The 21,745-nt window shown below is 71.3% G+C and carries 22 protein-coding genes; 8 read left to right on the top strand and 14 right to left on the bottom strand.

What is annotated here, in order from left to right:
- Nucleotides 1-31: 31 nt before the first annotated feature.
- The gene (locus GQ466_RS32765) at nt 32-2,209 is read right to left on the bottom strand and encodes a tetratricopeptide repeat protein (RefSeq protein ID WP_161103219.1); all 2,178 of its coding nucleotides are present in this window, start codon (nt 2,207-2,209) and stop codon (nt 32-34) included.
- Entirely contained in the window at nt 2,206-2,703 is a 498-nt protein-coding gene (locus tag GQ466_RS13625) for a hypothetical protein (protein ID WP_202420422.1), read from the bottom strand. The genes GQ466_RS32765 and GQ466_RS13625 overlap by 4 nt, the downstream gene beginning before the upstream one ends.
- Nucleotides 2,704-3,160: 457 nt before the next feature.
- Here GQ466_RS13625 and GQ466_RS13620 point away from each other — a divergent pair, with 457 nt between their 5' ends.
- On the top strand, nt 3,161-4,606 hold the full coding sequence (locus GQ466_RS13620) for a sialidase family protein (RefSeq protein ID WP_161103218.1): 1,446 nt from the start codon (nt 3,161-3,163) through the stop codon (nt 4,604-4,606).
- Between the two features lie 229 nt (nt 4,607-4,835).
- On the opposite strand, the gene GQ466_RS13615 is transcribed toward GQ466_RS13620, so the two are convergent.
- The gene (locus GQ466_RS13615; protein WP_161103217.1) at nt 4,836-5,411 is read right to left on the bottom strand and encodes a type 2 periplasmic-binding domain-containing protein; all 576 of its coding nucleotides are present in this window, start codon (nt 5,409-5,411) and stop codon (nt 4,836-4,838) included.
- A 1,459-nt stretch (nt 5,412-6,870) separates the two neighbouring features.
- Between GQ466_RS13615 and GQ466_RS13610 the strand changes: the two genes are divergently transcribed.
- Together GQ466_RS13610 and GQ466_RS33135 are read left to right on the top strand one after the other, a co-directional pair.
- Entirely contained in the window at nt 6,871-9,024 is a 2,154-nt protein-coding gene (locus GQ466_RS13610; protein ID WP_161103216.1) for a tetratricopeptide repeat protein, read from the top strand.
- An 18-nt stretch (nt 9,025-9,042) separates the two neighbouring features.
- The gene (locus GQ466_RS33135; protein ID WP_419866913.1) at nt 9,043-9,330 is read left to right on the top strand and encodes a tetratricopeptide repeat protein; all 288 of its coding nucleotides are present in this window, start codon (nt 9,043-9,045) and stop codon (nt 9,328-9,330) included.
- 119 nt (nt 9,331-9,449) lie between these two features.
- Here GQ466_RS33135 and GQ466_RS13600 read toward each other — a convergent pair whose 3' ends face one another.
- A complete protein-coding gene (locus tag GQ466_RS13600) occupies nt 9,450-9,647 on the bottom strand; it encodes a DUF397 domain-containing protein (RefSeq protein WP_161103214.1) in 198 nt (65 codons plus the stop codon).
- A complete protein-coding gene (locus GQ466_RS13595) occupies nt 9,644-10,474 on the bottom strand; it encodes a helix-turn-helix domain-containing protein (protein ID WP_161103213.1) in 831 nt (276 codons plus the stop codon). Before GQ466_RS13595 ends, GQ466_RS13600 begins: the two co-directional genes overlap by 4 nt.
- Nucleotides 10,475-10,591: 117 nt before the next feature.
- Here GQ466_RS13595 and GQ466_RS13590 point away from each other — a divergent pair, with 117 nt between their 5' ends.
- The 4 genes from GQ466_RS13590 to GQ466_RS33245 all read left to right on the top strand — a co-directional run bounded on the left by GQ466_RS13590 (nt 10,592) and on the right by GQ466_RS33245 (nt 12,301).
- Nucleotides 10,592-11,035 carry an ATP-binding protein gene (locus GQ466_RS13590; RefSeq protein WP_161103212.1) on the top strand — a complete coding sequence of 148 codons (444 nt, stop codon included), beginning with the start codon at nt 10,592-10,594 and terminating at the stop codon, nt 11,033-11,035.
- Nucleotides 11,032-11,493 carry a hypothetical protein gene (locus GQ466_RS13585; protein ID WP_161103211.1) on the top strand — a complete coding sequence of 154 codons (462 nt, stop codon included), beginning with the start codon at nt 11,032-11,034 and terminating at the stop codon, nt 11,491-11,493. Before GQ466_RS13590 ends, GQ466_RS13585 begins: the two co-directional genes overlap by 4 nt.
- On the top strand, nt 11,487-11,666 hold the full coding sequence (locus GQ466_RS13580; protein WP_161103210.1) for a hypothetical protein: 180 nt from the start codon (nt 11,487-11,489) through the stop codon (nt 11,664-11,666). The genes GQ466_RS13585 and GQ466_RS13580 overlap by 7 nt, the downstream gene beginning before the upstream one ends.
- A 296-nt stretch (nt 11,667-11,962) precedes the next feature.
- A complete protein-coding gene (locus GQ466_RS33245; protein WP_161103209.1) occupies nt 11,963-12,301 on the top strand; it encodes a helix-turn-helix domain-containing protein in 339 nt (112 codons plus the stop codon).
- Between the two features lie 142 nt (nt 12,302-12,443).
- Here the strand turns inward: GQ466_RS33245 and GQ466_RS13570 are convergent, their stop codons facing one another.
- Nucleotides 12,444-13,346 carry a LysR family transcriptional regulator gene (locus GQ466_RS13570; protein WP_161103208.1) on the bottom strand — a complete coding sequence of 301 codons (903 nt, stop codon included), beginning with the start codon at nt 13,344-13,346 and terminating at the stop codon, nt 12,444-12,446.
- Nucleotides 13,347-13,586: 240 nt separating this feature from the next.
- Here GQ466_RS13570 and GQ466_RS13565 point away from each other — a divergent pair, with 240 nt between their 5' ends.
- Nucleotides 13,587-14,711 (top strand): amidohydrolase family protein, encoded by a 1,125-nt coding sequence (locus tag GQ466_RS13565; protein WP_161103207.1) that lies wholly within the window; start codon nt 13,587-13,589, stop codon nt 14,709-14,711.
- Between the two features lie 142 nt (nt 14,712-14,853).
- Here the strand turns inward: GQ466_RS13565 and GQ466_RS13560 are convergent, their stop codons facing one another.
- From GQ466_RS13560 to GQ466_RS13525, 8 genes are all read right to left on the bottom strand, one after another.
- Nucleotides 14,854-15,624, bottom strand: coding sequence for an ABC transporter permease (locus tag GQ466_RS13560; protein WP_161103206.1), 771 nt, complete (start codon nt 15,622-15,624; stop codon nt 14,854-14,856).
- Entirely contained in the window at nt 15,621-16,301 is a 681-nt protein-coding gene (locus GQ466_RS32325; RefSeq protein WP_202420421.1) for an ATP-binding cassette domain-containing protein, read from the bottom strand. Before GQ466_RS32325 ends, GQ466_RS13560 begins: the two co-directional genes overlap by 4 nt.
- Before the next feature lie 536 nt (nt 16,302-16,837).
- Entirely contained in the window at nt 16,838-17,266 is a 429-nt protein-coding gene (locus GQ466_RS13550; RefSeq protein WP_161103205.1) for an arsenate reductase ArsC, read from the bottom strand.
- Nucleotides 17,263-17,454: a hypothetical protein gene (locus tag GQ466_RS13545; RefSeq protein WP_161103204.1), complete on the bottom strand. Its 192-nt coding sequence runs from the start codon at nt 17,452-17,454 to the stop codon at nt 17,263-17,265. The genes GQ466_RS13550 and GQ466_RS13545 overlap by 4 nt, the downstream gene beginning before the upstream one ends.
- Entirely contained in the window at nt 17,451-18,548 is a 1,098-nt protein-coding gene (arsB, locus tag GQ466_RS13540) for an ACR3 family arsenite efflux transporter (RefSeq protein WP_161103203.1), read from the bottom strand. The genes GQ466_RS13545 and arsB overlap by 4 nt, the downstream gene beginning before the upstream one ends.
- Nucleotides 18,545-18,832: an ArsR/SmtB family transcription factor gene (locus tag GQ466_RS13535; RefSeq protein ID WP_202420607.1), complete on the bottom strand. Its 288-nt coding sequence runs from the start codon at nt 18,830-18,832 to the stop codon at nt 18,545-18,547. Before GQ466_RS13535 ends, arsB begins: the two co-directional genes overlap by 4 nt.
- 59 nt (nt 18,833-18,891) lie before the next feature.
- Nucleotides 18,892-20,163, bottom strand: coding sequence for an MFS transporter (locus tag GQ466_RS13530; protein ID WP_337193454.1), 1,272 nt, complete (start codon nt 20,161-20,163; stop codon nt 18,892-18,894).
- Between the two features lie 30 nt (nt 20,164-20,193).
- Nucleotides 20,194-21,723 (bottom strand): FAD-dependent oxidoreductase, encoded by a 1,530-nt coding sequence (locus GQ466_RS13525; protein ID WP_337193453.1) that lies wholly within the window; start codon nt 21,721-21,723, stop codon nt 20,194-20,196.
- Between the last annotated feature and the right edge of the window lie 22 nt (nt 21,724-21,745).

The following is a 21,745-nucleotide window of genomic DNA, read 5'->3' as shown; positions in this document are numbered from 1 at the left end:
TCTGGCCCCGGACCCTGATGGGCGGGTATAGCTAGTGTCCGTCTGGAGCGGCGCTGGCTTGTGTCGTCTCTTCGAGAGATTGGCGGGCGATGGCTTCGCTGTACTCATCGCCTACCTCAACGAAGGCCCTCACAGCTTCCTGCCCTGCAGCGAGCGCCTCGTCGAAGCGCCGCACCTCCCGCAGTGCGAGTCCCAGGTTGTTCGACGCCCGGCCTTCGCCGTGTCGGTCGCCGGTTTCGCGGTAGATGGCGGCGGCCTGTTGGTGGGCGGTAATGGCCTCGTCGAAGCGCCGCACCTCCTGCAGCGCGATCCCCAGGCTGTTCGACGCCCGGCCTTCGCCGTGTCGGTCGCCGGTTTCGCGGTAGATGGCGGCGGCCTCTTGCTGGGCGGTAATGGCTTCCTCGAAGCGCCGCACCTCCTGCAGTGCGATCCCCAGGCTGTTCAACGCCACGCCTTCGCCGTGTCGGTCGCCGGTTTCGCGGCAGATGGTCAGGTCGTCATGGTGGGCGGTGATGGCCTCGTCGAAGCGTCGCACCTGCCGCAGTGCGAGCCCAAGGTTGTTCAACGCCATGCCTTCGCCGTGCCGGTCGCCGGTCTCGCGGAAGATGTCGGTGGCCTGTTGGAGGGCGGTGATGGCTTCCTCGAAGCGCCGCACCTCTTGCAGTGCGAGTCCCAGGTTGTTCATCGCCCGGCTTGTGCCGTTTCGGTCGCCGGTGTGTTGGGCGGTGTCGCGGGCCAGGGTGGACAGGGTGATCCAGTCGTTGAACAGCCGCCGCCACTCCAGGAAGCGCGCCAGGTTCAGGGCGAGGGCGATGGTGGTGTCGGGGTGGCCGGTGTCGGCGGCGGTGCGGGCGGCGGCGGTGAGGTTGGGCAGTTCGGTGTCCAGCCACACCAGCGCCTGCTCCCGGGCGGTGAACTCGCGCGCGGTCGGGGTGGTGGCGGTCGGGTCCAAGCGGGCGTTTGCCGCCCACGTGGTGGCGTCGTAGTGATTGAGCAGACGGTGGAGGGCTTGGTCGCGGTGGTCGGTGTCGGCGTGCTGCAGGCCGAGGGTGGTGGCGTACTGGCGGACCAGGTCGTGCATGCGCCACCGGTCGGGGCCGGCGGCGCGCTCGATCAGGTGCGCGCGGGCGAGGTCCTTCAGCTGGTGGCGGACGGTTGGTTCGTCGTGGTCGGTGAGGGCGGCGGCTGCGGCGGTGGAGATGTTGGGGCCGGGGTTGACGGTCAGAATCCGGAACAGGCGCTGCTGGTGGGGGGTGAGGGTGCGGTAGGACAGCTCGAACGCGCTGCGGACACCGTCGCGCCCGTAGGCCAAGCCTTCAATGGGCTGGACTTGGCCGAGTTCCCGGGCGAGGGCGGCGGGGGTGTGGTCGGGGTCTTCGGCGAGAAGGGCGGCGGCGATCCGCAGCGCGAGCGGCAGATGGCCGCACGCGTCGGCTAGCGCGGCGGCGCCGGTGGGGTCGGTGGGGATGCGGGTGTCGTCGGGGTCGGCGATGCGCAGTGTTTCGTCCAGCATCGCGAGTGCGCCGTCGGGGTCCAGGACGTTCAGGTCGAGCAGCCGGGCGTTGAGCATGGCCAGGGTGTGCCGGGAGGTGACGATCGCCGCGTTCACCCCGTCGGTGGGCAGCAGCAGCTCGGCTTGGCGGGCGGTGTTGGCGTTGTCGGCGACCACCAGGATCCGCCGTCCCCGTGCGGCGAACTCGGCCAGGACCGACCGCAAGAGCCGGGAGCGGTCCTGGGTGTGGGCGGGGATGTGCTCGCCCGGGACGCCCAAGGCGCCGAGCATCCCTTCCAGTACCTGGCCGGGGTCGCGGCGGCGGTCGTCGTCATAGCCGAACAGATCGGCGAACAGCACCCCGCCGGCGAACCAGCCGCGCCGCAGCGCCGTCCGCGCCGCTTGGACGGCCAGCTCGGTCTTGCCGACCCCCGCCAACCCGCCGACCGCGGTCACGACCACTGCCCTGGCCGCCCCCGCGTCGTCGTCCGCGGCTCCGTCGTCGCTGGCGGGTGGGTTGAGGCAGGCCAGCAGCCGGTCCAGGTCGTCCTGCCGTCCGGTGAACGCCGGCGATCCGGCGGGAAGGCCCGAGGTCGCCAACGGAACCTGGGCCGGCAGCCGCAGGGTGATATCGCGGCCGAGAATGGCGGGGCCGATGACGATCGCGTCGTTGATCTCGTTGTGGGTCCGCCCCGGTGCGGCGCGCGGATCGGTCACCGCGCCGGGGGCTGTTCTTTTTCCGGGTTCCCCGTTTTCGCCTCGTCGGCGGCCGGGGCGGGGCCTGGCGACCCGATGGTGACGGGGCCGGTGAAGTCACGTCCCTGAATCACCGGGCCGTGCACCGTGCTGCCGGAGATGGTGTTGACCGTCGACCCGGCCGACAGGGCATCGGCGGCGGCCAGCTCGTCCAGCCGCGCGACCAGCGCCTCCAACTCGGCCGCGAAACCAGGGTCGTCCAAAGCGGCTTGGGCGATGGCGTCGCCCGAGCGCCGCACCGTCAACGCGGTCGGCTCGGCGCCATCGGCGGCCTCGGCCTCCAACCGCCGCAGGACGTCGTCCTGCCCCAACCGCCGGGTGACCGCGTCGTGCAAGGCGTCCATGCCCTCGTCCAGCGCACGGTCGACCTCGACGTCGGCCCGGCCGCCCACCCGCCGCAACTTGCGCACCAGATACCCCACCGCGACCCCGGCCAGCACCTCGACACCGGTCACCGAACCTCACCGCCCCTGCTCGCATCCCGGACCACCTCGCCGCGCAACCCGGACGTGGGTCGCCGCAGTTGAAGGCCCGCCGCGCCCCGAGCCCGTCCGCGCTCGGTCCGTCTTCTGTCAGGTGTACCGGGTGCCAAGCGGCCGGCGCCGCACACCCCGCAAACGGCCACAAACGGCCGAACCCCTCCTGCTCCTGACGATTACGGAGGGCGATCCCGGGACGTGAATTGGAGCCTTGTCGAATGGTGGCTTGGCAGACCTTTTCCTGAGCCGTTTCTTGGGTGCCGGAACCGCGTTTACCACGGTGCGGCGCAGTGCGCCAGAGGGCTTCCTGTCCATGGGCGGTCAATGAAGTGCGTGATCAGTTGCGAGTCGGCAACAAATTGTCGGTGATGTTGATGGGCGGTTCTGTTGAGCGGACGTTGGCGCTGTACCGTCCCGTTCCAGAGAGGCCCCCATGCATCTTTTCTCTCGGCGCCGCCCGTGGCGTGCCGTCGTCGGCCTGGCCGCGGCCGTCGCGCTGTTGCTCGGTGCGAGTCCGGCAGTCGCGAACGTCACCCTCACCACGATCGGGTCCGACCCGTTCACCAACTCCACCAGCCAGCACAAGACGCAGGTCGAGCCGGACACGTTCTCTTATGGGAGCACGATCGTCTCGGCGTTCCAGACCGGCCGGTTCTTCGACGGCGGCGCGTCCGACATCTGCTTCGCGACGTCCACGAACAGCGGCGGCAGCTGGACCCAGGGCTGCCTGCCCGGCGTCACCAAGTTCCAGGGCGGCGGCATCTACGACCGGGTCAGCGACGCCGCCGTCGCCTACGACGCCCGCCACAACGTGTGGATGATCTCCACGCTCGCGCTCACCGACACCGGCGGCGTGGTCGGCAAAGCCGTCCTGACCAGCCTGTCGACCGACGGCGGCCTCACCTGGCCGACGGTCGTCACCACGCGGCTGGCGACCGGGAGCGCCAACCTCGACAAGAACTGGATCGTCTGCGACAACACTGCCACCAGCCCGTTCTACGGCAACTGCTACACCGAGTACGACGACAACGGCGCGAGCAACCGCATCCACATGTCGGTGTCGTCCAACGGCGGGACGAGCTGGACCGACCACACCCTCACCCAGACGGGCCTGGGCGGCCAGCCGGTCGTCCGCCCGAACGGGACGGTCATGGTGCCCTACGAGAGCAACAGCGGACAGATCCGCTCGTTCCGGTCCACCAACGGCGGCTCCACCTGGAGCAGCTCGGTGACCATCTCCACCGCCCAGGTCCACACCACCGCCGGCGGCCTGCGCACCAGCCCGCTGCCGTCCGCGGAGATCGACGCGGCCGGCACCGTCTACGTCGTGTGGCAGGACTGCCGGTTCCAGTCCGGGTGCGCGGCCAACGACATCGTCCTGTCCAAGTCGACCAGCGAGACGACCTGGAGCACCGTCACCCGGATCACCAGTGACGGCGGAGACCACTTCATCCCCGGCATCGCCGTCAACCCCGCCACCTCCGGCGGCTCCGCGGCCCTCGCCGTCGCCTACTACCGCTACGCCACGCCCAGCTGCTCGGCGAGCACCTGCCAGCTGACCGTCGGCTACACCTCATCGGCCAACGGCGGGACGTCCTGGAGCGCCCCGACCCAACTGGACGGCCCGTTCGGCCTGTCCCTCATCGCCGACACCAGCCAAGGCCGGATGGTCGGCGACTACATCTCCGTCTCGATCTCCGGCGGCCTGGCCTGGCCGGTGTTCATGCACGCCCAGACCCCGTCCGGCGCCGCCTTCGACGAACACGCCGTGGCCCCCTCGACCGGCCTCCCCGTGACCGGCGGCCCCATCGCCGCCGCCGACGGCCCCGTACAGGTCAACGGCGGCCACAACCTCCCCGTCACCGGCCACAAACACTGACCGCCCACCAGTGAGCGAGACCCGGCCGGAAACCGCCCGGCCGGGTCTCCGCTATCCGCCCAGGTGCCAGCGAGCCTCGCCTCGGCCGCAGCGAACTCCGCGTCGCGGTGTCGGGCTCGGGGCGTCAAACGCCGGTCTGGTAATGCCTGGCGGGTTTGGCCGTGCCGCCGACGCTGACGTCCCCCGATTCTCATCGGATCTCGCCGGAACGGGCATGTCCCCGGAGCGCTCAAGTTTCGAGAGGGGGCCGAGGTTCGGATTTCCGGGCGTGGCTGAGGAAGGCTTTGACCGGGCCGGATAGTTCGTCGGTCCGGCTGATGATCAGCAGTTCCGGGCCGGAGGTGATGGTGAGCTGCCGGTAGGTGATGTCGGGCAGGTCGATGCGTTTCACGGCGGCGGGAACCACGGCCACGCCCATCCCGGCGGCGGCGAACGCGAGGGCGGCGTCGGCGTAAGCCTCGATGATTTCGGTGGTCGTCGCGGCCGTCACCCACACCAGCACTTCAACCCGCCCGGTAGTCCACTGGCGGCGCGCGTAGTCGGCGGCGAGCTGGGTCTTTCCCACCCCACCTGTCCCGGTCAACACCACACCGCGCAGCGCGCTGCCGATGTCGGTTGTTTCAAGCGCGTCCAGCTCGGCCGTGGCTTGACGGTCTTGGAAGCAGCCAGCGGGCTGCGGTATCACCCCGACCAGGCACCGCCCTCTCACCTGGGTGTCAAATGCCGGGGCGGACGCGGGCGGATGGACATGCACGTCCCCGGTGATGGACCCGGCCATCACGACCGCTTCCGCCTGCCCCGACATCGCGATACTCGACCCGCCTCCAGTCCCGGGAGACGCGACAGCGTGTGACGGCGGTGGGGCAGTGGGCGGTGCAGCGGTGGGACGTCCGCCGCGGCTGCCGCCCGTGCGGCGTTCGGCTCGTGCTTCGGCGCGGAGCCGCTGCCACCAGGTAAGAGGGCGCTGACGGTAGTGCGGGTCGTCGCGGATCCCAGGGCGCGAGAGCAGATGGCTGACGAGGAAGTTGAACGCTCGGCTCTGTGCGGGGATGGTCTTTCCGGTGAGCCAGTCGCTGACGGTGGAGTTCGCCAACCTCACCGGTGGTTGTTGCGCCGCGGCTTGCCGTCCCAGGATCCGGTACTCCGGTGTGCCGGCCGCCGCATGTAGACGCCGCAGCTCTGCCGCGAGCAGCGCGGCCTTACCTACCGGGTTCAGTAGGCCCTGGGGGTCGGGCACGGGGCGTCCACTCTTCTCCGGATCCAGAACGGATCAGCGCCGGACACCATTTTCCCGCCGCTGAACGCCCGGTCATCCAGCATGGCCGACTTCATCCGGACGCGGGGTGGGTCGCCGGAAATCGGCCGGACTGCCGCAATGGGCGCCGCCACGTGGCATCCGTCGCAATCACTCGATGTTCGCTAGGAGCCCGACCGTGCAGACCGACCGCACTAACGCCACGCTCAGCTCGCGTCCGTGCCACCGCAAGGTCCGCCGACTCGCTCGGGCCGCACTGTTCGCCGGCGTCCGGGGCTTGGCCTATGGCACCGGAACCGCTCTCAGTGCGACCGCAGTCAGCGCGGTCGTATGGTGGACCATCAACCGCTGACCCACGCCGGACGGGTATCGGTGCGGTTCAACCCTGAGGTTGTGGGTGCTGTTTGGGGCGGCTTTTCGTGACGCAGCGCTGAACGTAGGTCTCGGTGCCTCGGTTGCGGGCGTGGTGTTCGGCTCGGCGCCGGCGCGAGACGTGCCCACGGATCTGGTTGATCGCGCTGAGCGGGTTGGCGGCGCGCGGTCGTGTTCCCGGACGGGCTCGTCCTCGTTAAGCCGAGCCCGCGTGTGCCATGCAGGGCGACATGGTCGGCCGGGTTTTGCCGCCTCAGAGGCCGCTCCGGACACTGCCTTTTGCGTCCGGTCGCTATGTGCGGGCTCGGCGCCACATTTGCGCGCTGTAGCACGGCCATCCGGGGGGTGCCCGGCTTCCGGGGTGCCTTTTGGAGTGCTGTCCTTTGCGGTAGACGGTGATTGATCTGAGTCGATGCCGGCGGTGGCCGATGGCGGCCGTGGTTCGGGTTTTGGTGCGGTTGGGCGGCGGTGGTCGGATCGCTGTCCGTAAGGTCGCGGTGTGGAGGTCCCTGCCCGGTCTGTTCCGCCCGACGAGTCGGACAGGCCAGGACGGCTGGGTCCGGTCGGTTCTGCGGGCCGGATCGCTGGTCGGGGCGGTCGGGCGCGTTGGGTGTGGTTGCTGGATGCTGTTTCGGCTGTGCTGGTCGTGGCGGTTGGGGTGGCGGTCAACCAGATCCTCAACGACGGCCGGTGGGCTTGGTGGTGGCTGGTCATCGCGCTCGCCCTGGCCGGGACCGCCGCCGTAGTCACCCATAAGGCCGCCGGTGCCCGCACTCCCGGGCGTCGGCCACCGGCGAGTCCGGCGGGGACGCGCAACGAGTTCTCGGGGCCGGCGTCGCAGGTGGTGCAAGCGCGGGACGTGACGTTGAACCAGACGTTCCCGTGGTCCGCTCCGCCACCGGGGGCGTTGCCGCCGGTGGCGCAGGTCGAGGGGGCCGGGCTGGTGGGACTGCCCCGGCAGCCGGCGCGGGTGTTCGTCGGTCGTGACGAGGCGCTGATGACGGTTCGGCGCACGTTGACGACCGGCGGGGCGGGAGTGATCGCCCAGTCCGTGGTGGGGCTGGGCGGGGTGGGCAAGAGCGAACTGGCCCTGCAGTACGCCCATGAGCGCCGCGGTGACTACTGCCTGGTGTGGTGGCTGCTGGCCGAGACCGGCGACGACATCGACGCCGGTCTGGCCGAGCTGGGCCGGGCGCTGGCCGCGCCGGTCGCCTCGGCGGCGGCCGCCCAGGCTCCTGCCTCCGAAGCGGCGGCATGGGCGCTGGCCTGGCTGGCCTCCCATGACGGCTGGCTGCTGGTCTTCGACAACGCCGAGCACCCTGACGACCTGCAGCCCTATCTGGGACGGCTGAGCACGGGCCACGTCCTCATCACCAGCCGCCGCGCCACCGGCTGGGGTGCGGTCGGTACCACCGTGCTGCGGCTCGGGGTGCTCAGCGACCACGACGCCGCCGACCTGCTCGCCCGCGCACTCGACGAACCCGACGCGTCCCCGGCCGACGATCGGGCGGCTCGGCGCGAGCTGGCCGTCGAGCTGGACGGGCTGCCGTTGGCGTTGCGGCAGGCCGCCGCCTACATCGCCGCCACCCCCGGCATGAGCGTCCGCGAGTATCTGCGGCGGCTGCGCGACTCTCCGCAGTGGGCACTGGCCGCCACCCCCACCGACTCGGATGGCTCGGGGTCGGCGAACCGGTCGGTACGCAGTGACCAGCACGTCGTCGCCGCCACGTGGCAGGTGACCATGGCCCGCATCGGCCAGGACCACCCGGTCGCGCCGCGGGTGCTGCGGCTGATGGCCTGCTTCGCCCCCGACGCCCTGCCCGTCCATGTCCTGTACCGGCTGCCCGCCCACAGCGCTGCCGTCACCGACCAGATCCAGATCGAGCAAGCCCTGGCCGCCCTCATTACCTACAGCATGATCGATCAGGCGCCCGGCCGCAGTCACGTGAGCGTGCATCGCCTCGTCCAAGCCGTGACCCGCGCCCAGCTGAGCCAATCCGAACGCGACGAGGACCAGGCCACCGCCGCCACCCTCCTCGACCAGGCACTGCCCGACGACCCCCGAACCAGCACCTCCTGGCCGGCCTTCGCCGAACTCCTCCCACACGCCGTCCATCTCCTGCCACCCGACTCGCCCACCATGCTCCCCGTCCTTGACTACCTCGACGCCAGCGGTAACTACCGCACCGCACGCGACCTCCAACACGCCCGCACCACCGCCCTGCACCACCTCCACGACCCTGACCACCCCAACACCCTGACCACCCGCCACAACCTCGCCTACTGGACGGGGGCGGCGGGCGATGTGGTGGCGGCTCGTGATCTGTTCGCTGAGCTGTTGCCGATCCGCGAGCGGGTCATGGGTCCCGACCACCCCGACACCCTGGACGCCCGCCACAACCTCGCTCGCTGGACGGGGGCGGCGGGTGATGTGGTGGCGGCTCGTGATTTGTTCGCTGAGCTGGTGCCAATCTGCGAGCGGGTGTTAGGTCCCGACCACCCCGATACTCTGACCGCCCGCCATGAACTCGCCTACTGGACGGGGGCGGCGGGCGATGTGGTGGCGGCTCGTGATCTGTTCGCTGAGCTGGTGCCGATCCGCGAACGGGTCATGGGTCCCGACCACCCCGAGACCCTGGACGCTCGCCACGACCTCGCTCGCTGGACGGGGAGGGCGGGTGATGTGGTGGCGGCTCGTGATTTGTTCGCTGAGCTGTTGCCGATCCGCGAGCGGGTGCTGGGTCCTGACCACCCTGACACCCTGATCGCCCGCCATGAGCTCGCCTATTAGACGGGGGCGGCGGGTGATGTGGTGGCGGCTCGTGATTTGTTCGCTGAGCTGTTGCCGATCTTCCAGCGGGTGTTGGGTCCCGACCATCCCGTCACGCTGATCGCCCGCCAACACCTCGCTCGCTGGACGGGGAGGGCGGGTGATGTGGTGGCGGCTCGTGATTTGTTCGCTGAGCTGTTGCCGATCCGCGAGCGGGTGCTGGGTCCTGACCACCCCGCCACCCTGACCGCCCGCCGCGACCTCGCCTACTGGAATCGGAGGGCGCGATTCCGTCGACGCACTCGCCGGGCTCGGCGCACCCACTGATCCAGTGCGGACAGAGGGTGGTGAAGACCACGAGGGATGAACCAGCGTGGGGGAGTTGCTGCGTCTGGAGACGCCGACGGCCCCGCGCTGGGGCGAGGCCGTGTCTCTGATGCGGGGGCTCAGGCGTGGTCGAGAGTGCCGCGCTTGATGTGGGCGAGCAGGCCGCTGAAGTTGGCGGGGGTCAGGGACAGGTGACCCAGGGAGGGGTTCTTGCTGTCGCGGACGCCGACCGCTTGGGTGGACAGGTCTGCTACCTCGACGCAGGCGTTCCGCTCGGTTCCGCTGCGGCTCGACTTCCGCCACGCGGGGTGCGTCATTTGCAGTCCTCCATGAGTCGTCGGATGAGGTCCGCTGATGCGCCCTCGTCGAGCGCCTTCGCGCTGATGCGCTCGTACCTTACGCCATACCCACGCACCTCGGACGGGGCCGACACCAAACGCCCGGCCCCTGCCGCCTCCGTGTAGACGACCTCACCGAAGTCGTCGCCGCTGAGCAGCTGAAACGCTCCGTTCAGGCCCTGATGTGCCCCTACCGACCACGATCGCGGGACCACTCTGAAGATCACATTGGGCAGTGCCGCCATCTCCAAGAGATGAGCGAGCTGCGACCGCATGATCTCTGGTGAACCGATTGGCCACTCAAGAGCGTTCTGGGAGACGATGATGGTCGCATGGGATGCGTGGTTCCGGCTCAGGAGCCCCTGTCGTTCCATGCGCTCTGCGAGAACCATGTCCGGGTCGAGCTGGGTGCCAGCAAGCAATAGTGCTCTTGTGTAGTCCTCCGTCTGGAAGAGGCCGGGGACGACGCTCTCCTCGTAGATCCTGAGATGTTCTGAGCGCTGCTCGAAGCGCACGTACTGCGCGAACCACTGCGGGTCGTGGCCAATTGCGGCATACCACACCAAAAGGGTGTAAAGCTTCCCGGTGTCCCAGGCTTTGTCGATCGCGGCGGCCTGTTTCGAGTCCATGCGGTCATCTCCCGTTTCGAGGCGGGAGACCGTGGACTTGCTGGCGCCGATGATCCGTCCCATCGCGTCGCCCGACAGGCCGCGCTGGTTGCGCTGGTACCGCAGGATGACGGCGATGAGGTCCCACATGTTCTGCTTGGGGTCAGGCAGTTCCTCGGGGCGCCGCTTCGCGGGCATTGGGGGGACTCCTCTCCCGGGATGTTCCGGACTTGGACCGTACACGTGCGGCCGGTCGGGATGAGGGCCAATCTGTGATTCCGTTCACGGATTTTCCCCAAGGGGGTGTGGTGGGCGATGTCAGCAACGTCCGCCGTTCTGGCGGTGACCGGGCAGTTTCCGACATCGACGTCGGCTGTCGGCCTCGCACCCGATCGGGTCGGAAATGCCCTGGTTCGCTGGAATTGCTCCGAACTCGTCGCCGATGCGATCTTGATTGTAGGGGAGCTAATGGCGAATGCGATCGAAGTGTCCGGCGTCCTGGACAGGATCAAGGTCCACGCGCGGGTCGAGGGACGAAAAGTGATTCTGGCGGTGTGGGACTGCGATGTCGCGCTCCCTTGCCCGCAGCAGGTGGAGTTGTCGTTGGAAACGCTGGACCTCAGCGCGGACAATTGGGACGACAACGGCGGCTGGGGTCTGACGATCGTCCAGAGCCTGAGTTCGGCCTACTGGGTCGAGCGGACGCCACCGCGCGGCAAGTGGGTCTGCGCGGCTCTCGCCTGCGGGCGGCCCCGGTGACTCATCCCGACGGGCATCTGCTCGTGCTCCTGCGCAGCTTCTTCCCGCGCTGGCGGTTGGCGATCGACGCCGACGGGATGTGGCTCGCCCACTCCCCGGCCGAAGACCGCGTCGCGGTGTCGGGCCGGGGCGCGCTCGAACTGCTCGACGCGCTCCACGACGTCGACCCGGACGCGTTCGACCTGATCGCGGAGCTGCTCAGCCGTCCCGCCGATCCGGCCGGTGCCGCGCCCGAGGACGACCCCGAGTTCGTCCGCGCGTGGGAGTTCACGGCGCAGCGCGTTTCCCGCGGCGCGGTGCGTCCCGTGTCCCGGCCTGCTCCGCCGATCGTGCGTCGGCGGGCGGTGCACAGAGCAACGGCCGGGCTCGGGGTGCTCACGGTGGTCGCGGCCGGTGCCTGGCTGTGGTTCCGGACGCACGGGACGTCTCTCGTCACGCCCCGTGAGGAATCGTGCTGACGGCGTCGGGACCGGCCGCGATCGCCGTCCGGGTGACGGTCGGGATCGCCTTCGCCGTGGCGTTCGGCTACCTGCTGGGCGCGCTCACCCGGCCTGCGGTCCGGCGCTGGGGTCGGCGGGCCGCAGGCCGTCCGCGCTCCCGGAAGCGCCGTCCGCTCGGCCGCGGCTCCTGATCGCGCGCCGCGCTTCTCCCGCGCCGTCCCGCTGGGCGGGGACGGGACGGCGTCGGAGTCCCCGGGGCCGCCGGGCGCCCGCGCAGAGAGCCGGACGCCTGGCGGCCCCCTACCGAATCGACCCGGGCAGAAGATCAGCCCCCGGCGGGAGAGCCAGGATCACTGCCCGCACGTCCCCTGCGGGCCGTGTGCGAGGAAACAGAGCGCGAACCGCTCGGTGAATCGACAAGGCCCGGCAGGTCCGTCCAGAACGAACGTCCGAAGAAAGATCCGAACCGAGAACCGGAACAACGACCATGGCGAAGAAATCCAAAGAACCGCAGCAGCCGACCCTGTACACCCCGGCGGAGGTGGCGAACTTCTTCCGCGTCGATCCGAAGACGGTCACCCGCTGGGCCAGGTCGGGAACCCTGAACCCGGTCACCCTTCCGTCCGGGCACCGCCGGTACCACGCGGAGGAGATCCACGAGCTGTTGCAGGGCAAGAGCGCGACCGCGCCGGAAAACGACGTCGACCCGGCCGAGGAGCCGAGGCTCGCGGTGACCGGACGCGCCCGCGCCGTGCTGCGCGGTGTCGTCCGCGACTACTTCGACGGCGACGCCGGCGCTGCGATCCGCGTCCTCAGCGGGGGATGACACCGGCACGATGACGCGGAAACGGTCCGGGTCGAGGAACGTCGGCCCGGACCGGCTGATCGGGCATGCATCCGATCGTGGGTCAGCAGGGTGTCCCAAAGCTGTCACGGCCAACGCCGGAACGGGCATGTCCCCGGAATGCTCACGTTTCGAGGGGCGGCCGGGGCTCGGCCTTCCCGCCGTGGCTGAGGAAGGCCCGGACGGGGCCGGACAGTTCGTCGGTCCGGCTGATGATCAGCAGGTCCGGGCCGGAGGTGATGGTGAGCCGCCGGTAGGTGATGTCGGGCAGGTCGATGCGATTTACGGAGGCGGGAACCACGGCCACGCCCATCCCGGCGGCGGCGAAAGTGAGGGCGGCCAGGGTTCCGGTGACCGTATGGACGCGGGAGCGGGGCCGATCGGTCTCGGGCCCGAGCTGGGCGAGCACCTGTCCTTCTTCTTCCCTGGTCGCGTAGATCACCAAATCCCAGTGGGCCAGATCGGCGACCGAGAGGGCGGACGCGGCGGCCAGCTCGTGGTCGTGCCGCAGCGCGACCGACAGCGGGGTCGCGGCGGCGCGGGGCCGAAGGGCGAGCCCATCGGTGTCGCCGAGTCCCAGGCGCGGGCAGTATCCGACGTCGAGTGTGCCGTCGCGTACGGCGGTGACCTGGGCCGCGGGGGGAAGTTCGGTCAGGGTGAGTTCCGTGGCCGGGTTGGCCTGGTGGAAGGCGTGCATGTCCGCGATCAGATGTCCTTGCAGGACGGCGACGCCGGAGAAGCCGATTCGCACCAAGCCCGTCTTGCCCTGGATCGACTGGCGGGCGACGTGCAGGGAATGGGCTGCGTGGGCGAGCGTGTGGCGGGCGTGGGTGAGCAGGAGTTCCCCTGCCTCGGTGAGTTCCACGCGTCGGCTGGTGCGGCGGAGCAGCGGGCCTCCGACCTCGCGCTCCAGCGCCTGCACCTGGGTGCTGAGCGTGGACTGCGTCACGTGCAGCCGCTCCGCCGCGCGGCCGAAGTGCCGCTCCTCGGCGACCGCCACGAAGTAGCGCAGGTGACGCAGCTCCATGGCGCTCCATTCTTTCGCCAAAACGATTGATTCATCGTATTCATCCATTGGACCGATCGGTCGCCCCGGCGCAGAATGGGGGCGTGCCGGATGGCCCGCATCCTCGCCACCAAGGGCAGCGAGCTGGAGAAGGACGTCGAGCAGTCCGCGTTCGACCGGCCGAAGCGAACGTGACGGCCGCGCCTCTGGCCGACCTCACCACCAACAGTTCGAATGCCCCACGCGCTTGATGGAGTTGTCATGCAGGACGCAGGCAGTACGACGATCACCAACGTCCGGGTCTTCGACGGCCATCAGCTCACCGGCCCCCGAACGGTCTCTGTTGAGAACGGACTGATCCGCGACGAGATCACGGCACCCGAGCAGGTCGTGGACGGCTCCGGGGCGACGCTGCTGCCCGGGCTGATCGACACGCACGTCCACGTCGAGACCCTGGAGGACCTGGAGACCTACGGGCGCTGGGGCGTGACCACCGTCCTGGACATGGCCTCCCCGAACCCCGAGTCGCTGCTGAAGCTCCGCCATTGCGACCGCGTGACCGATCTCTACAGCGCCGGGTACCCGGCCGTGGCGCCGAAGTCGACGCAGACCAGGAAGATGGGCTACCCCGAGTCCATGGCGATCGCCGACGTCGCGGACGCCGACCGGTTCATCGACGACCAGGCCCGCGATGCCGTCGACTACATCAAGATCATCATCGAGGACCCCAAGCAGCCGGGCACCAACGCGCTGCCCCCCGACGTGATCGCGGCGCTGGTCGAGCGCGCCCACGCCAGGGGCCTCAAGGTGATCGCCCACGCCCTGACCCCGGTCTCGATCCGGACGGCCGTCACCGCGGGCGTCGACATCCTCACCCACGCCCCCATCGCCGGGGCGCTGGACCCCGGAGTGGCGAGCGAGGTGGCGGCCAAGGGCATCGTGGTCTCGCCGACCCTGACCATGATGCGCGGACTGACCTCCACTCTCGGCCGACGCCCGCTCTTCCGCGCCCTGGGAGCGGTCAAGCTGATGCCCAAGCTGGAATACGCCAGCGCCCGCAACTCCACCGCCGCCTACCTCGCGGCAGGTGTGACGATCATCGCCGGCACCGACGCCAACCAGGACCCGACGGCGCCCTTCTCCCCACCGGCGGGGAAAAGCCTGCACGACGAACTCGGACTCCTCGTCGAAGCCGGACTCACACCGGTCCAGGCCCTGCGCGCCGCGACCGTCACCGCCGCCGAGGTCTTCGCACTCCCCGACCGAGGCACCATCGAGCCCGGCCGCCGCGCCGACCTCCTGCTCGTCGACGGCGACCCCACCCGGGACATCACCGCGACCGCCCGCATCAAAGGCGTCTGGATCAAGGGACACCGCATCCGCTGATTCTTCGAGAGGACGCACCCGCGCGGCGCGGCGCCGTCCCCGAAGAGTGGGACGCTGCGGCGGCCTGGAGACCGCGCCGGTTCCGCCGCCTGGGAGGTGCATAGCGCCGACAGAGCGTCCGCGTCATCGCTGAGCCGCCGTGTCAGCGCAGGTCGCGCAGCCGCTCGGCGTCGTCGAACAGGACGGCGTCGGCCAGGCGGGCGGCGGTGAACGCGGCCAGCGCCGCGGCGGCCAGGAGCATGTACATCACCACGATCTGGTACCGGATCGCGGTCACCGGATCCACGCCCGCCAGGATCAGGCCGGTCATCGCGCCGGGCAGGCTGATCAGCCCGACGACCTTGGTGGCGTCCACGGACGGGATCAGCGCGGTGCGCACGGCGCGGCCGGTGTGCGGGGCGAACGCCGCCCGCGCGCTCAGCCCCAGGCTGAGACGCGCCTCGATGGCCGGACGGCACGCCGCCGCTTCGTCGCGGAGCCGGGCCAGGGTGAGGGCGGTGGCCTGCATCGCGGTGGACACGACCATCCCGCCCACCGGGACCAGCACGTGTGGCCGCAGGTCGATGACGGCCAGCGACGTGAGCGTGGCCAGGGTGCCCGCGGTGCCGGCCGCGACCGCGAGCGTGGCCACGCCACGGGCGCGCGGCAGACCGCGCGCCCGCCGGGCGGCCACCTGCCCCGCGACCACGACCATCACCGCGATCCATCCGGCCGCGCCCGGCAGGCCGCCATGGGCGAACAGGGCGGCGAGGACGGCGCCGACCGCGACCAACTGAACCGCCGCCCGTACCGCCGCGACGACCAGTTCACGCGACATCGCGAGCCGGGCGCGCGCGGCGGCCAGCGCCGCGACCGCCACCAGCGCGGCCGACGCGGCGACTCCCGGCCAACCGGGCACGGCCGGGGCGGTCACGCCGCCGTCCCCGGATAGTCCAGGGAACCGGGCTCGCCGCACTCCACCAGGCGGCCCGCTCGCAGCACGAGCGCGAACCCGCTGATGCGGAGGGCCTGGTCGAGATGGTGGCTGACCAGCACCGCGGTCCCGCCGTCGGCGACGAAATCCGTGATCGTCCGGTTGATGGCGCGGGCGCTGACGCCGTCCAGTGCGGACGTCGGCTCGTCCAGGAGCAGCGCCTGCGGGTCGACCGCCAGCGCACGGGCCAGGCAGACCCGCTGGGCCTCGCCGCCCGACAGTCCCGAGGTCGCCCGATCCAGGAAGCTCTCGTCCAGCCCGACTCGCGCGAGCACCTCCACGGCCCGGTGCCGTACGAGGTCCGGGCGGCCGACCCGCAGTTCCGCGGCGACGTCCTCGGTGAGCAGGGTCGGCCGCTGGGCGACCAGGCCGACCCGTCGGCGCAGCGCCCGCACGTCGTAGGCGGGCAAGGGCGTGCCGTCCAGCAGCACCCGGCCGGTGTCGGGCTCCTCCAGGCGATTCAGCAGGCGCAACAGGGTGGATTTTCCTGCCCCGCTCGGCCCCACCACGGCGGTGCACATCGCCGCCGGGATCTGCGCGGACACCTCCGACAGGATCTGTACCGCGCCCTTCCGGACGCTGACCTGGTCGAGCACGAATCCCACGACGGCGATCACCGCCCTCCATACCTTCAAAGGTCATGTAACCATGCACGGCGGCCACCACTCCGGCCCCTACGCGTCCGGGGGGTGCGGCGGTCCGGTCGGTCACGGGTGCCCAAGCAGTACGAGGACCATTCCAGACACGGCGGGCACTGCAGCGGCCCGGGCGGGGGCGAGACGGCCGCCGGGGCGGTCGGCCGGGCGCGGTGGGACGTCAGCGGCTCTCGGCCGGGACGATGACGCGGCCGTCGGCGGTGAGGATGAGCGGGGCTCCGGCGTCGGCGCCGGTGACGATGAACGGCCGGATCGACGCCGGTCAGGCTGACGCGGGCGGGAGTCCTTGCGCGGCCGGATGCGTGGACGCCCACAGGGCGCTCGGCCTGAAGGTGGCCCACTACTCCCGGAAAAAGCTTGCGGAGGCTCGGATTGTTCGGGCCTCCACATGCGCAAATGGTGTGTCCGAGCGCCGTCACGAACCGCTCGCCCAACGTGCCGGATTTCACGCTCGACCCGGCGCCGTGAGGTGGGTCGTCCGCCGATCGGGAGTTCCGTCAAGCTTGCGGTGGTCGGCGGGTCGCCGGGTCGGTGAGTTCGGTGATCAGGGTCTGGACGCGGGTGCGGATCTCGTCGCGGATGGGGCGGACGGCGTCGATGCCGTGTCCGGCGGGGTCGTCGAGTATCCAGTCGAGGTAGCGCTTGCCGGGGAAGATGGGGCAGGCGTCGCCGCAGCCCATCGTGATGACGACGTCGGAGGCTCGGACGGCGTCCGCGGTGAGGACCTTGGGGGTCTCGGCGGACAGGTCGATGCCTTCTTCGGCCATCGCGGCAACGACGGCGGGGTTGATGTGGTCGGCGGGTGCAGAGCCTGCGGAGCGAACGTCGACGCGGTCGCCGGCGAGGTGGGTGAGGTAGGTGGCGGCCATCTGGGAGCGTCCGGCGTTGTGGACGCAGACGAACAGGACGCTGGGCTTGTCGGTCATCGCGTTCCTTGCTGATCGAGGTCGGCGAGCAGGTCGGTGACGAGGTGGGTGTCCACGCGTGCGTGGGTGCGCAGCCGGTCGTAGGAGTCCACGACCAGTCGCCGGGCGGTTTCCGCCGAGACCGGGCCGTGGAGGCGTTCGGTGAGCCAGGCGGCGATGCGGTCGAAGACCGGATGCGCGGTGGTCACCGTGGATCCGGCGCGGGCGGGCTCGTTGCCGCGGGGTAGCGGCGGCGCAGCCACAGTGAGACGTAGACCAGGGCGACCAGGACGGGGACCTCGATCAGCGGCCCGACGACGCCGGACAGCGCCTGCCCGGACGTGACGCCGAAGGTGCCGATCGCGACGGCGATGGCGAGTTCGAAGTTGTTGCCCGCCGCCGTGAACGCCAGGGTCGCGGTGCGCGGGTAGGGCAGGCCGATGGCGCGTCCGAGGGCGAAGGAGCCGCCCCACATGAGGGCGAAGTAGGCCAGCAGGGGGAGGGCGATGCGGGCGACGTCCCCCGGCCGGGAGGTGATCGTGTCGCCTTGGAGGGCGAACAGGACGACGATGGTGAACAGCAGCCCGTACAGCGCAGCGGGCCCGATGCGGGGCAGGAATCGCGCCTCGTACCAGGCGCGGCCCTTGGTCTTCTCGCCGACGCGGCGGGTGAGGTACCCGGCCAGCAGCGGGACGCCGAGGAACACCAGCACGTTCACGACGATCTTGCCGACGGAGAAGTGCAGGTCGTCTTGGGCCAGGCCGAGCCAGCCGGGGAGCACGTCGAGGTAGAACCAGCCGAGCCCGCCGAACGCGACGACCTGGAACACCGAGTTCAACGCGACCAGGACGGCGGCGGCCTCCCGGTCCCCGCACGCCAGGTCGTTCCAGATGATCACCATCGCGATGCAGCGGGCGAGCCCGACGACGATCAGGCCCGTCCGGTAGGCGGGCAGGTCGGGCAGGAAGATCCACGCCAGAGCGAACATGACGGCGGGGCCGACGACCCAGTTCAGGACGAGCGAGGCGAGCATCAGCCGCCGGTCGCCGGTGACGGTGTCGAGCCGGTCGTAGCGGACCTTGGCCAGCACCGGGTACATCATGACCAGCAGCCCGAGCGCGATGGGGACCGAGATCCCCCCGGCCTCGACCTTGCTCAGGGCGTCGTCCAGGCCGGGGACGGCGCGTCCGAGTCCGAGCCCGGCCGCCATCGCGGCGATGATCCACACCGGCAGGAACCGGTCCAGGACGGACAGGCCCGCGACGACGTCCGGCGCGGTGCGCGCCTGCTGCGTTCGGGTCACGTGCAGGGCCTCTTTCGTGCGTCGGCGCGGACGGCGCGCGCGGCGTCGGCCAGTTCGGTCATCCGCGCGGCCAGCTCGTCCAGCACGTCGGGACGCAGCCGGTAGTAGGTGAAGCGTCCGCACGGCTCGGTGTCGACCACGCCCGCCTTGCGCAGGGCGCGCAGGTGGTTGGAGATGTTGGTCTGCTTGGCCCCGGTCATCTCGATCAGATGGCAGGTGCAGAGCGCTTCGCGGGCGAGCAGGGACACGATCTGCGCGCGCAGCGGGTCGGCCAGCAGCCGCAACACATCACTTTCCACTGATATCACTGGAGGATGATATGAGGTCGGTGTGCGATTCTCCACTACTTCCGCTGGTGGGGAGGACGTCGGCCGGCCGGGCGGGCGGGGATGCTGCCGACGGCAAGGAGCGCGGCTGCGGCGGCGATGACGGTGAGGGCGGCGAACAGGCGCGGGTAGCCGCCGAGCGCGGTGGCCAGGGCGGCGCCTGCGGCGGGGGCTATGGCCCCGGCGACGGTGACGGGCGCGCTGAGCAGGCCCGACAGGGTGCCGTAGGCGGCAGGGCCCCACCGGTCGGTGACGGCGGTGGCCTGGAGCAGGGTGGTGACGCCGCGCGTGGTTCCGGCCAGGACCGCCACGGCGATGAGCAGGGCGGTCGGGCCGGGAAGGGCGGCGAGAGCGGCGGTGGCGGCGGCCGAACCCGCCAGGATTCCCACGGTCCGGGACCGGACGGTGGTGTGCCGGACGAGGCGCCGGTGGCCCAGGCGTCCGGCTACCTGCCCGGCGCCGCCCAGGCCGAGCGCCCACGCGGCGGTGGCGGGGCTGGCGCCGCGGCCAATGAGCAGGGGAATGAGGTTGGTCAGGACGGCGTACGTCGCGAACGCCGACAGGGTGAGCGCGGCGGCCAGCACCCAGAACGCACGACTGCGCACGATCTCCCGTACACGGCTTCGCGCGACGTCTTCGTCGCCTCCCCTGTGATGGGTTTCGGGTGCGGGCCAGGGGCGGCGCAGGGCGAGGGCGTGCAGCGGGACGGTGACGGCGGCCAGCACGGCGGCCAGGACGAGGTAGGTGCCGCGCCAGGTCAGATGATTGGCCAAAGCGCTGGTGAAAGGCGCGAAGACGGTGCTTGCCAGACCTGCGACGAGCGTCAGGGTCGTGAGGGCGCTCAGGTGGCGGGGCGCGTGGTAGCGGGTGAGCGCGGCGAAGGCGGGCTGGTAGAGCACGGCGGCCATCGCGGTCCCGGCCAGCAGCCACGCCGCCGCGAACCACAGCGGCGTCGGGGCGAGCGCGACGGCGACGACGGCCCCGGCCGCGACGACCGACCCGGCCGTCATCAGGACGCGCGGCCCGCGCCGGTCCAGGACACGGCCGACGGGGATGCCGGTGAGCGCGGCGACGACGAGCGCGGCGGAGAACGCGGCGGTCACGGCGGGCGCCGACCAGCCGGTGTCGGCGGTGATGGACGGGGCGAGCACCGTGAACGCGTAGTACAGCACGCCCCAACTGGTGATCTCGGTGACGCACAGGGCGACGAGCACACCGTTCGGGCCGTCGACGACCCGCCGAACCCGGCCCGGTCGGCGGGAACCGGGCGGGCCGGTGGCATCGGCCACCGGCCCGCGGATCTCCGGCGACACCGGGGGTCAGGCGTCCCCGGAGCGGCCGTGCGCCTGCCCGGTCGCGAACCCCACGCCCACCGGCGCGCCGACGCCGATGGTGACCGGTTCGGCGGCCGACCCGCAGCACGCCGACTCCTCGTCCGCGCCGGACGGATCGGTGGAGCAGACACCGGTCTCGGGCAGGTCCAGGTGGACGGTGTCGGCCGCCTCGCGGTCCCCGGCCAGCGCGGCGACGATGGAGCGGACCTGCTCGTACCCGGTGGCCAGCAGGAACGTCGGGGCGCGGCCGTAGCTCTTCATCCCGGCCAAGTAGAACCCGGTCTCGGGATGGGCCAGGACGCGTTCGCCGTGCGGCGGGACGGTCCCGCAGCTGTGGAAGTTGGGGTCGATGAGCGGCGCGAGCCGCACCGGTGCCTCAGTCGCGGGGTCCAGCTCGACGCGGACCTCGCGCAGCAGCTCCAGGTCGGGCCGAAACCCGGTGGCGCCGACCACGGTGTGCGCCGTGACGACGCGTTCTCCGTCCGGGGTCGTGCCGGTGACGCGGACGGTGTCGCCGTCGGCGGTCAGGCCGGTGACGGCGAACCCGCGGACCAGCTCGACCCTCCCGGCGGCGACGGCCTCCTTCAGCCGGGTTCCCAGCGCGCCCCGGGCGGGCAGCTCGTCGGCGTCCCCGCCGCCGTACAGCCGTGCGACCGACGTGCCGCGAACGGCCCAGGTGATGCGGGTGCCGGGCTCGGTCTCGGCGAGTTCGGCCAGGGCGAGCAGCGTGCCGGCGGCCGAGTGACCCGCGCCGACGACCAGCGCGTGCCGTCCGGCGAAGCGGGCGCGGTCGCGGCCCGGCACGTCCGGCAGCGGCCCGGCCAGATACGGCGCCGCGTCCTCCTCACCGGGCGCGGGGAGCCCGGAGTGCCCGATCGGGTTGGACCGCCCCCAGGTGCCGGAGGCGTCGATGACCGCGCGGGTGCGCACGTCCCGCACCGTCCCGTCGGCGTCGCGGACGCGGACCAGCAGCGGATGCTCGTCGCGGCCGATGCTGCGGGTGGCGTCGGCGCCGTCGCGGGAGATCGCGACGACCCGCGCCCCGGTGCGGATCCGGTCGGCCAGCGCCGGGACGCGCGACAGCGGCACCAGGTAGTCGCGGACCAGGTCGGCGCCGGTGGGGAGGTCGTCAGCGGGCGGCGCCGTCCAGCCGGTGGGCTCCAGCAGGCGCCGCGCGGCGGCATCGGTGTCGTACCGCCACGGCGAGAACAGCCGCACATGCCCCCACGCGGCAACCGCCGCGCCGACCCGATCGCCCGCCTCCAGGACGAGGAACTCCAGCCCCCGCTCGGCCAGATGCGCGGCGGCGGCCAGCCCGACCGGCCCGGCCCCGATCACCACGACCGGCAGCGCGCCGCGGTCGTCGGCGTTCACGCAGCCGCATCCGGCGTCGGTCTTGGCCTCCAGGACGGTGCGGCCGGGGTCGGCGGCCTGCTCGGCGTCGGTGCAGCAGGCGTTCACCCCGCAGCAGCTCGCCGCGTCCCCGGAGGCCTGGGGGTCGATGGTGTCGCTCACGGTGTCTCCCGCCATCCTGCTT

It is taken from the genome of Actinomadura rayongensis (assembly GCF_009831215.1).
Lineage (GTDB): Bacteria > Actinomycetota > Actinomycetes > Streptosporangiales > Streptosporangiaceae > Spirillospora > Spirillospora rayongensis.
The sequence above is the reverse complement of the archived record's forward strand: the minus strand, read 5'-3'. Positions and strand labels throughout refer to the sequence as shown.

Excerpts from the sequence above, each read along its gene's own strand:
- GQ466_RS13620 (WP_161103218.1), top strand. The coding sequence starts at position 3,161 with ATGCATCTTTTCTCTCGGCGCCGCCCGTGGCGTGCCGTCGTCGGCCTG.
- GQ466_RS13615 (WP_161103217.1), bottom strand. The coding sequence starts at position 5,411 with ATGTCGGGGCAGGCGGAAGCGGTCGTGATGGCCGGGTCCATCACCGGG.
- GQ466_RS13600 (WP_161103214.1), bottom strand. The coding sequence starts at position 9,647 with ATGACGCACCCCGCGTGGCGGAAGTCGAGCCGCAGCGGAACCGAGCGG.
- GQ466_RS13595 (WP_161103213.1), bottom strand. The coding sequence starts at position 10,474 with ATGCCCGCGAAGCGGCGCCCCGAGGAACTGCCTGACCCCAAGCAGAAC.
- GQ466_RS13590 (WP_161103212.1), top strand. The coding sequence starts at position 10,592 with ATGTCAGCAACGTCCGCCGTTCTGGCGGTGACCGGGCAGTTTCCGACA.
- GQ466_RS33245 (WP_161103209.1), top strand. The coding sequence starts at position 11,963 with ATGGCGAAGAAATCCAAAGAACCGCAGCAGCCGACCCTGTACACCCCG.
- GQ466_RS13570 (WP_161103208.1), bottom strand. The coding sequence starts at position 13,346 with ATGGAGCTGCGTCACCTGCGCTACTTCGTGGCGGTCGCCGAGGAGCGG.
- GQ466_RS13565 (WP_161103207.1), top strand. The coding sequence starts at position 13,587 with ATGCAGGACGCAGGCAGTACGACGATCACCAACGTCCGGGTCTTCGAC.
- GQ466_RS13550 (WP_161103205.1), bottom strand. The coding sequence starts at position 17,266 with ATGACCGACAAGCCCAGCGTCCTGTTCGTCTGCGTCCACAACGCCGGA.